Source organism: Streptomyces alboflavus (assembly GCF_000716675.1).
Classification (GTDB): domain Bacteria; phylum Actinomycetota; class Actinomycetes; order Streptomycetales; family Streptomycetaceae; genus Streptomyces; species Streptomyces alboflavus.
The window spans coordinates 1-10,009 of sequence record NZ_JNXT01000119.1 but is presented as its reverse complement, the minus strand read 5'-3'; the positions used below and the strand labels follow the sequence as shown (position 1 = coordinate 10,009).

Here is a 10,009-nt window from a genome sequence, read left to right as displayed (position 1 = left end):
GGGTTGGGGGTGTGGCTGGGCTTGGGGGTGGAGGTGTGACTGGGGTTGGGGGTGGAGGTGTGGCTGGGGTTGTGGGGGTGTCGGTGCGGCGGCCGCGTGAGGGGCTGCCGTGCGGGTGTCCGGCGGGGGCGCGGGCGTCGTCGGGCGCGGCGGGGAACCGGGGCGGGCCCTCGCGGGCACCGGCTCCTCGCACTCGCCCCGCAGCGCGAGCGCGTACGCGTCGGCAAGCTCCGGGCCCGGGTCCAGGCCCAGCTCGTCCGCGAGCAGCCGCCGGGTGCGATGGAACCAGTCCAGGGCCTCCGAACGGCGGCCGGCCCGCCGCAACGCCGTGACGAGGGCCGCCGACAGGGACTCCCGCAGCGGGTGGGCCGTCGCCTCCGCGCGCAGCAGGGCGGCGGCGCGGGCGTGCTCGCCCAGCTGCCCGTACCCGGCGGCGAGGTGTTCCACCGACGCGAGCCGGGTCTCCTCAAGGGCCTCGGCCGCCGCCTGGAGGGACGGGCTCGGGTGCACCCCGGTCAGCGCCGGGCCCTGCCACAGCGCGAGCGCCTCCTCGTACATCGTCACCGCGTCGGCCACCGCGCGCTGCCCGCGGGCCAGCGTCACCAGTTCCTCGAAGCGGTGGGAGTCGATCAGGGTCTCCGGCATCCGCAGCAGATACGCCGTGCCCTGGGTGACCAGCTCCACGCCGTACATCTCCGCGTCGGCGGCGACCAGCAGGGTGCGCAGCCGCGACACATGGCCCTGGATGACGCCGCGGGCGCGGGCGGGCGGCTCGTCGTCCCACAGGGCCTCGGTCAGGCGCTGCACGGAGACGGGGTAGTTGGGGCGCAGGAGCAGGGTGGCGAGCAGGCTGCGGCGCTTCGCGGGACCCAGCGGCACCTCACCGGCCTCGGTGGCGACGGACACCGCTCCGAGCAGCCGGAACTCCACTGGTGCGACCTCTTCTGACGGAAAAGCCCCAGGATAACCGGGGGGTGGGCGGGGGCCTGAGGGTGCTGTCGGTGGTGGTGGGGCCGGGGAGGCGGCTCACTCTCGGGGATGCGGCTCACCCTCGGGGCCGCGGCTCACCCTCCGGGGCGTGGCTCACCCTCCGGGGCGTGGCTCACCTTCCGGGCCGTGCGTGGCGGCTGCGCCCCGGCGCGGGCCGAGTTGTGTGATTCCTGTCAGGGCGTTCCCGGGACGGCCGTGGACCGGGGAGGTCCACTTATGCTCGGGCGCATGTGCGCTTTTGTCCTGGTCGCGGAGGACGACGAGAAACAGGCCGACCTCATCCGCCGCTATCTGGAGCGCGAGGGTCACACGGTCGGCGTCGTCCACGACGGCCGGGCCGCGCTCGAACAGGTCCGGCGGCACGCCCCCGACCTGCTCATCCTCGACGTGATGATGCCGGAGGTCGACGGCCTCGGCGTCACCCGCGTGCTGCGGGCGGGGCCCAGGCCCGGGGAGCACCCGGGGCTCGGCGCGGCCCCCGGCGCCAGCACCCTGCCCATCCTCATGCTCACCGCCCGCTCCACCGAGGACGACCTGCTCCTCGGCCTCGACCTGGGCGCCGACGACTACCTCACCAAGCCCTACAGCCCCCGCGAGCTGATGGCCCGCGTCCGCACCCTGCTGCGGCGCGCCGGGGGCACCGCCCATCTGCCGCCGCCCGACCCGGACGCCCGGGTGCTGCGGGCCGGGGGGCTCGTCGTGGACGAGCGGCGGCACGAGGTGACCGTGGACGAGCGCCGGGTCGAGTGCACGCCCGGCGAGTTCGAACTGCTCGCCGCGATGGCCGCCGAACCGGAGCGGGTGTTCACGCGGCCGCAGCTCCTGGACCGGATCCACGGCTCGTCGGGGTACATATCCGCGCGGACCGTCGACGTGCACGTACTGAATCTGCGCAAGAAGATCGAGGCGAACCCGCGGGCGCCGCGGCGGCTCGTGACGGTGTTCGGGGTCGGGTACAAGCTCGTGGCGCACCACGAGACGGGGCACGGGACGGAGCACGGCGGGGCCGGGGCCGAGGGGCACAGTGGGGCGGCGGCCCGCCATGAGGCGTAAGAGGGGGGCCTCCGGCACCGACACCGGCATGGGCACCGGCACCGATACCGGCAGCGGGTCCGGCACCGGCACCGGCAGCGGGTCCGGCACCGGTGGCGGCAGCGGGTCCGGCACCGGTGGCGCCGCCCGCACCCGCGTCCCCGTCCGCAAGAGCCTGCTGACCCGGCTGCTCGCCGTCTCCGTCCTCGTCTCCGTGATGTCGATCGCCGCCACCGCCTGGCTCGCCGCGCAGACCACCTCCGGGGCGATCCGGCAGGAGCAGGGGCAGGTGCTCGCCGACGACGCCCGGATCTACGACAAGCTCCTCGGCCTCGCCGCGACCCGCCCCAACTGGCGCGACGCCGACCGCACGGTCCGCAGGCTCGCCGCCGACACCGGCCGCCGCATCGCGCTCACCACCGAGAACCGCAAGGTCATCGCCGACTCCGCCGGGCCGGGTGGCGAGCGCGGGGCGCGGCTCCCGGCGCGCGCCTCCGCCGTCGTGGACCCGCTCGCCGTCGACTCGACGCTGGCGGCGGGCCGGAAGGACGAGGTGTCGGGCTCGGGCACCGGCGGCACCCCCGAACCCGGCCCTGAGCCCGTGCCCAGTGAGCCGCCCGAGCAGGACGGGCGGGTGCCGGACGCCGACGGAGCCGTCGGCGGCGACTCCGGCGGCACCGGATTCGGCACCGACGGCGAAGGCGCCGTCGGCGGCAGCGGCCTCGGCACCGGCGCGGGCCTCGGCACCGGGACCGGCGCCGTCGACCGCATCGACCCGCGTGCCGTCGGCCCCTTCCGGCTGCCCGCCGGTGAGCGCCGCACGCTGCGGGCCATCGCCGAGAAGAACATGGCCTGCCTGCGGGACCAGGGGGTCGACGCCAAGCTCGTCATCGGGCCGAGCGGGCGCCCGCAGGTCCAGGTGCCCGAGGACGCCGACAGCCGCGTCTCGGAGTACAGGTGCGGCCCCCAGGACCTGATCAACATCACCGCGACCGAACGCAAGGCGCTCGACAAGGTCAACAAGCTGGCCTGGGCCTGCATGCGCCGCAAGGGCTCCGAGCCGGTGAAGTTCGGCCTCACCATCGGCCGCGGCGGCACCCCGCGCCTCTACCTGGCGAGCATCCCCGTGGTCGAGCCCGAGCCGACGCCGTCCGCTCCCACCGGCGCGCCGCCCCCGCCCACGGACAAGGCCGCGGAGTCCCTGCGCCGGGATGCGGACCTCGCCCGCAAGGCCAAGTGGCCCCGCAGCGAGGCCGAGCAGGCCGAGGAGGCGCTCGCCGCCAACTGCGTCGACAGCGCCCGCCGCGAGCAGCTCGGCCCGTACGTGTCCTCGCCCGCGCTCCTGTTCATCACCAGCCCGGACGGCTCCCGTCCCTCCGACAGCGGCTTCCAGCTGTCCGGCGCCAACACCACCCGCCTGGTCGGGCTCGCCGCCGCGATCCTCGCCGTCACCGTGGCCGCCACCGCGTTCGCCGCGACCCGGCTCACCCGGCCGCTGCGGGCCCTCACCACGGCGACGCAGCGCATGAAGACGGGCGAGGCCACCGAGCCCGTACCCGCACGCTCCGCCGGGGAGATCAGCCAGCTCGCCGCCGCGTTCAACGACATGGCCGCGCACCGCAAGGCCCTGGAGGAGCAGCGCAAGGCGATGGTCAGCGACGTCGCGCACGAGCTGCGGACACCGCTGTCCAACATCCGCGGCTGGCTGGAGGCCGCGGAGGACGGCGTCGTCGCGACCGACCCGGAACTCGTCACCTCGCTCCTGGAGGAAGCCCTGCTCCTCCAGCACATCGTCAACGACCTCCAGGACCTCGCCGCCGCCGACGCGGGCACCCTGCGCCTGCACCGCGAGCCCGTCCGCGCCGTGGAACTCGCCGACCAGGTCGTCGCCGCCCACCAGGCCCGCGCCGACGCGGCCGGCGTCCGCCTCACGGCCCGTGTCACCGGCGACCCCTGGCTCACCGCCGACCCCCTCCGCCTCCGCCAGGCCATCGGCAACCTCGTCTCCAACGCGATCCGCCACACCCCGGCGGGCGGCGAGGTGACGGTGCTCTGCCGGAACACCCCCGACGGCACCGGGCGCGACACGGGCGTCCTGATCGAGGTGGCCGACACCGGCACCGGCATCGCCCCCAGCGACCTCCCCCACGTCTTCGACCGCTTCTGGCGAGCCGACAAGTCCCGCACCCGCGCCACCGGCGGCAGCGGCCTGGGCCTGGCCATAGTCCGCAACCTCGTCCAGGCCCACGGCGGAACGGTGGAGGTGGAGAGCGAACGCGGCAAGGGTTCCGTGTTCACGGTGACCCTGCCGGTGACGTGACCCACGACGGGCCGATGTCAGCCCGTCCGGCGTTTGAGGACGAGGCCGCAGGCCGACCGGCGGCGCCCCGTCCCACCCGAGGGGGACATTTTCAGCCCGTCCGGCGTTTGAGGACGAGCGCGAAGCGCGATCCGGCGGAGGCGGTCCCACCCGAGGGAGAGACCGGGGCGAATTCAGCCCGTCCGGCGCTTGAGGACGAGCGCGCAGCGCGATCAGGCGCCGCCCCCGTCCCACGCCAAGTGGGACGCCCCCCAAGGCCAGAGGCCAGCTTGGGCGGACCCGACCGCGCCGGCGACACTCCCCCGAGCCACGCGCTTAGCGCACGCACCGGCGGGGCCAGGTCCGATGTAGTGATCCCATCAGGCACCGCCAACAGATCGCTAACATGTGCCCAACGGCCGTTCGAAAGGCGCGGCGGGCCGGAATCCGGCAGGTGGCCGGACCGGCGGCAACGGGGAGTTGGGCGAGCATGGCGAACGAACTGCGGTTCGGTCTCATCGGCGTGCCCGCGGTGTACGACGCCGCAGGCGAACCGCACCCCGTCCGCAGCCCCAAGGCCCGCGCCCTCCTCACCGCGCTGCTCCTCGAACCCGACCGCGCGGTCTCCGCCGACGCCCTGAAGGACGCGCTGTGGGCCGAGGGCCCGCCCGCCTCCGCGCACGCCTCCCTGCAGAACCACGTGACCCGCCTGCGCCGTCTCCTGGACGACCCGGACCGACTCCGGGCCGTACCGTCCGGCTACCGCCTCCGCGTCGACGACGGCGAACTCGACGTACGCGTCTTCGAACGCCGCTTCGCGCAGGCCCGCGCCGCGCACGCCGAACGGGACTGGCCCGCCGTCGAGGAAGCCGCCCGTGCGGCCCTCGCGCTCTGGCGCGGCACCCCGCTGTCCGGCCTGCCGACGGCCACCGCGGGCCACGCCCTCGTACAACGCCTGGAGGAGTCCCGCCTCCTGCTCCTGGAGTGCCGTTACGACGCGCTGCTCGAAGCCGCCGCCGGCGCACCCGGCCGCCACCTCGCCGAACTCGCCTTCCGCACCCCGGAACTCGCCTCCCTCGTCGCCGAGCACCCGCTCCGCGAGACCTTCCACCGCCAGCTGATGCTCCTGCTGCACCGCACGGGCCGCCAGGCGGAGGCCCTGGCCGTCCACCGCGCGCTCCGCCGCCGCCTCGTCGAGGAGTTGGGCGTGGAGCCGGGGGAGGCGGTGCGGGAGGCGCACGGGGAGGTACTCCGGGGGGAGGTGGCCGGGGGCGCCGGGCCGGACGACGCGAACCCGCTGCGTACGGGGGCCGCCCCGCCCCCCGCCCGACCGCACCCGCAGGCCGAGCCCGCGACGCGGACCGCCCCCGAGCGACAGCCGCCGCCCCGCCCGGGGACTCCGCCCCAGAAGCCGCATCCGCAGACCCCGCCCCGGAAACCCCAGCCGTCCCCCGCGACGGCGAAACAGCACCCGGGCCCGCCCCGGGCCCTCCTGGCGGGCGGCCGACCAACCGCGTCCGCCCCCACCCGCCTGCCCCGCCCCGCCCAACTCCCGCCCAAACCACCCCACTTCACCGGGCGCACGTCCGAGTCCCGAAGCCTCAGGGAACTGCTGACGGCAGACCACGACGTACCCGAAGCCGAAGCCGAAGCCGAAGTGGAAGCCGGAGCCGGAGCAGAGGCCGGAGCCGGAGCAGAGGCCGAGGCCCGCCCACAGCCCGCGGCACGCGCAGGCCGCCCCCGCGTGGCCGTACTCGCCGGAATGGCAGGCGTGGGCAAGAGCGCTCTGGCCGTCCACACCGCGCACGAGCTGCGCGCCGACTTCCCCGACGGCCAGCTCTACCTCAACCTGCGCGGCGCCACCCCCGGCATGACCCCGCTCACCCCGGGCCAGGCCCTGGCCGCGCTCCTGCGGGACCTCGGCACGGAGGCGCGGCACGCGCCCGAAGACCCGGACGCGGCGGCCGCGTTGCTGCGGTCACTGCTCGCACCGACCCGCACGCTGCTGGTCCTGGACGACGCCGCGAGCGCCGCGCAGGTGCGGCCGCTGCTGCCCGGCGGGCCCGGCTGCGCGGTCATCGTGACGAGCCGTTCGCAGCTGACGGCCCTCGACGGCGCGGCACGCTTCCCGCTGGGGCCGCTGTCCGACGCGGACAGCGCGGCGCTGCTCCGGACCGCGTCCGGCAGGGCGGGGCTCGCCGCCGACCACCCGCTGGTGGCGCTCGCGGGCCGCCTGCCGCTGGCGCTGCGCATCGTCGCGGCCCGGCTCGCCGCGCGCAGCGCGCTCACGCCGGACGCGCTCGCGGGGCTCCTCGCCGAGTGCGGGGACCGGTTGCACCACCTGGAGCACGACGACTTGAGCGTACGCCGCTCCCTCGACGTGGCCCTGGCTTCCCTGCGCACGTCCGACCGGGAGGGCGACCGGGACGCGGCCCGCGCCCTGTGCGCCGTCGGCGCCCTGGACCTGCCGGAGTACGGCGCCCCGCTGCTGGCCCGCCTGCTCGCCCTGCCCCGCCGCCGCGCCCAGTCGGCCCTGGACCGCCTCGTCGACGTCGCCCTGCTCGACGAGACCGCGTACGGCCGCTACGCGCCCCACGACCTGGTCCGCGACTTCGCCCGCGAACACGCCTCCCCGCCCCCGGAGTCGGCCGGCCGCACGGCCCTCGCCTGGTATGCGGCCACGGCCCGAAACGCCCTCCTCGCGATCATGCCCGACGGCCAGGACAAGACCGACCGCCTCGGCCCCCCCGATCCCCGGCCCGCGGAAGCGCCCGCGCCCGACCCGGGGGCAAGCGCCGAACCCGACCCGCACACCCTCACCTTCCCCGCCCCCGACCAGGCCTTCGCCTGGGCCGACCAGGAGTTGGGGAACGTCGTCAGGCTCGTCGAGCGGCACGCCGGGGACGGCAGCGGCCTGGTGCCGCGGCTCGTCCGGTATCTGTTTCCGTATCTGCAACGTCGGGGCAGGCTCACCGAGTTGGACCGGCTGTGCGGTCTCGCCGTGGGGGCCGCGCGGCGGCGCGGGGAGCCGGGAGCCCGTGCGCAGGCGCTGTCCGACCTCGCGGGGCACCGATTCATGGCGGGGCGTGCCGGTGAGGCCCTGGCGCTCAACGACGAGGCCCTCGACCTGTGGCGGGCCCTCGGCGACACCTCCTCCGTGCGGCGGGCCCTGAACCACCGGGGGCTGCTCCTCGAAGGCCTCGGCCGGCACACCGAATCCGCGGCCGCCCTGCGGCAGGCCCTCGACCTCGCCCGGGGGCTCGACGACCCGCTGAGCGAGGCCATCACGTACAGCCATCTCGGGAATCTGTACGAGCACACGGACGCGCGCGCTGCCATCACCCACCACGAGCGCAGCCTCGCCATCGGCGAACGCATCGGGCACCTCGTGGTGCGCCAGTCCGCCCACTGCAACATCGGCTACGCCCGGCTCACCCTCGGCGAACCCGCCGCCGCCCGCGGCCACTTCGAGGAGGCGCTGCGGCTGCACGGCGAGTACCAGGACTGGCACGGCGAGTCCCAGTCCCGCCTCGGCCTGGTCCGCGCCCTGCGCGAACTCGCCCGCGCGCCCGACGCCGCACGCGAGTGCGCCCTGCTCCTGGACCGCGCCGAGCAGCGCGGCGACACGCACATGGCCGGGCTCGCCCGCCACCAGCACGGGCTGCTCCTTCACGCCGAGGGCCGCACGCGGGAGGCGTACGCGCAGTGGGAGGCGGCCCTCGCCGCCCTCGCATCCCTGGACGGCGTCAACGCCAAGGTGGTCGCGGAGCTCAAGGAACGGCTGGCGTGAACGGCCGTGGCCCGGGGCGTCACTTGGCGTCGGCGTAGCACTCCACCACGGCCACCGTGAACGGGAACCGCACCGGCGTCTCGCCGAACGCGATCCGCCCCGCCAGGTCCCCCGCGTCCCGCACCGCCGCGGCGACGGCCTCGGCCTCCTCCTCGGGGCAGTGCACGATCACCTCGTCGTGCTGGAAGAAGACCAGCTCGGCGCGCATCCCGGCGGTGGCCCTGCGCAGGGCGGCGAGCATGAGGAGGGCCCAGTCGGCGGCGCTGCCCTGGACGACGAAGTTGCGGGTGAAGCGGCCGCGGGCGCGGGCGTCGGTGGAGGCGTACCCGGGGGTGAACTCGCCGTCCGTGGCGGCCGCCGGAGTGCTCTCCGCCTCCTGGGGCATGCCCGCCTCGCCGCCGTCGTCGTCGGCCGCCCCGACGGCCGGGGGGCTGGTGCGGCCGAGCCAGGTCCGCACGAGACGGCCCTCCTCGCCGGCCTTCGCGGCGTCGTCGACGTACGCGACGGCCAGCGGGAAGCGGCGGCGCAGCGCCGCGAGGTTCTTCAGGCCGTCGCCGGACGTCTGGCCGTACACCGCGCCGAGCAGCGCCAGCTTGGCGTGCTCGCGGTCGCCGGAGAACGCGCGGTCGGAGAGGCGGGTGTACAGGTCGTCCTCGCTGCCCGCCACGTCCATCAGGCCCCGGTCGCGGGAGATCGCGGCGAGGACACGCGGCTCCATCTGGTCGGCGTCGGCGACGACCAGGCGCCAGCCCGGATCGGCGACGACGGCACGCCGGATGACCTTGGGGATCTGCAGGGCGCCGCCGCCGTTCGTGGTCCAGCGTCCTGTGACGGTGCCGCCCGGGGTGTACTCGGGGCGGAAGCGGCCGTCGTGGACCCAGTCCTGGAGCCAGGACCAGCCGTGGGCCGTCCAGATCCGGTACAGCGTCTTGTACTGGAGCAGAGGCCTGACCGCGGGGTGGTCGACCTCCTCCAGCTCCCACTTCCGCGTCGACTTGATCCGGATCCCGGCGCGGGCGAACGCCTTCACGACCTCGGCGGGCAGGTCGGGGCGCACGCGGTGGCCGAACGCGGCGGACACCTCGTCCGCGAGCTCGGCGAGCCTGCGGGGTTCGCCGCTGCCGCCGTACCGCTCGCCGAGGAGCTCGCGCAGGACGTCCTTGTGCACGTCGGCGCGCCAGGGCAGACCGGCGGCGTTCATCTCGGCGGCCACGAGCATGCCCGCCGACTCGGCGGCGGTCAGCAGGCGCATGCGGCCCGGGTGGGCGGTGGCGTCGTGCCTCCGGAGCTGGTCGGCGTACACCTCCAGGAGGGCGTCGAGAGGGAGGGGCAGTGCCGACGCGGGTTCGAAGAGGGAGTCCTGCGAGCCCGGCTCGGCGGCGCGGGGCGGGGGATCGGGCGGTACGGGTCTTCGGTGCAGGCGGGCCCAGGCGGCGGCCGCCGAACGGGGCTCGCCGAGGCGGCCCTCGTGGCCGAGGAGCAGCAGCTCCGCGGCCTCCACGTCGTAGCACCGCTCTACGCGGGCGCCCGCCGCGAGGACGCGCGGATAGCTGGTGGCCGTGGACTGCCACACCCACCGCTCCACCCCCGGGTGGGCGAGCACGGCCTCGGCGACGCCGCCGAACCGCTCGACCGCGCCGACGGGCCCCCCGTCCTCCCCCACAGGCACGGCGAGGCTCACACCCCCACCCGCCTCGGCCACCGCCCACCGCCCACCACTCATACCCCCGACGATGCCACCCACCACTGACAACGCCCCCGGACGACGCTCCCGCCGCCCTGAGGGGCCGGCACCCCGGTGTCGGCGTCGCGCCTTGCGCGGGTCCGCCGCCCGGTGGTCTGCGGCTGCCCCTGGCGCCTTCCCCAGGCCCGCCGCTGCGCGGCGGGCCCGTCCCACC

5 protein-coding genes are annotated in these 10,009 nt (G+C 76.0%); 3 read left to right on the top strand and 2 right to left on the bottom strand.

Annotation, left to right across the window (positions count from 1 at the left end; translation table 11 throughout):
• On the bottom strand, positions 1-930 hold a 930-nt coding region (locus OO63_RS40805), incomplete at its 3' end, for an AfsR/SARP family transcriptional regulator (RefSeq protein ID WP_033264976.1).
• A 288-nt stretch (positions 931-1,218) separates the two neighbouring features.
• On the opposite strand from OO63_RS40805, the gene OO63_RS40800 reads away from it, so the two are divergent.
• From OO63_RS40800 to OO63_RS40790, 3 genes are all read left to right on the top strand, one after another.
• On the top strand, positions 1,219-2,043 hold the full coding sequence (locus OO63_RS40800) for a response regulator transcription factor (RefSeq protein WP_234311474.1): 825 nt from the start codon (positions 1,219-1,221) through the stop codon (positions 2,041-2,043).
• Complete coding sequence (locus tag OO63_RS47505) at positions 2,033-4,342, top strand: sensor histidine kinase (protein ID WP_267885495.1); 2,310 nt, start codon at positions 2,033-2,035, stop codon at positions 4,340-4,342. Before OO63_RS40800 ends, OO63_RS47505 begins: the two co-directional genes overlap by 11 nt.
• A 469-nt stretch (positions 4,343-4,811) precedes the next feature.
• Positions 4,812-8,111, top strand: a complete 3,300-nt coding sequence (locus OO63_RS40790) for an AfsR/SARP family transcriptional regulator (RefSeq protein ID WP_030363555.1) — start codon at positions 4,812-4,814, stop codon at positions 8,109-8,111.
• Positions 8,112-8,130: 19 nt separating this feature from the next.
• Here OO63_RS40790 and OO63_RS40785 read toward each other — a convergent pair whose 3' ends face one another.
• Positions 8,131-9,834, bottom strand: a complete 1,704-nt coding sequence (locus tag OO63_RS40785; RefSeq protein ID WP_030363556.1) for a bifunctional 3'-5' exonuclease/DNA polymerase — start codon at positions 9,832-9,834, stop codon at positions 8,131-8,133.
• Positions 9,835-10,009: the final 175 nt, after the last annotated feature.